Consider the following 531-nt stretch of genomic DNA (forward strand, 5'->3'; position numbering starts at 1 on the left):
CCATACTTCCTAATCTCCCACCTATCCTGTACAAAAATACCGAAACCCAGTATCAGGCTACAGTAAAGCTCCATGGGGTCTTTCCGTCTAGTCGCGGGTAACTTGCATCTTCACAAGTACTACAATTTCGCCGGGTACGTTGTTGAGACAGTGCCCAAATCATTACGCCATTCGTGCGGGTCAGAACTTACCTGACAAGGAATTTCGCTACCTTAGGACCGTTATAGTTACGGCCGCCGTTTACTGGGGCTTAAGTTCACTGCTTCACTTTCGTTGACAGATTCCCGTAACCTTCCAGCACCGGGCAGGCGTCAGCCCCTATACTTCATCTTTCGATTTAGCAGAGACCTGTGTTTTTGTTAAACAGTTGCTTGGGCCTATTCTCTGCGACCTCATTGCTGAGGCACCCCTTATTGCGAACTTACGGGGTCAATTTGCCGAGTTCCTTAACAACGCTTCTCCCGTTCGTCTTAGGATTCTCTCCTCATCTACCTGTGTCGGTTTGCGGTACGGGTACCTCTACTCTCGATA

The 531-nt window shown here is 49.0% G+C and carries 1 other annotated feature.

The window, feature by feature from the left end:
- Nucleotides 1-125 precede the first annotated feature (125 nt).
- Nucleotides 126-531: a sequence feature (23S ribosomal RNA rRNA prediction is too short), on the reverse strand.

The organism is Acetivibrio cellulolyticus CD2 (assembly GCF_000179595.2).
Classification (GTDB): Bacteria; Bacillota; Clostridia; order Acetivibrionales; family Acetivibrionaceae; genus Acetivibrio; species Acetivibrio cellulolyticus.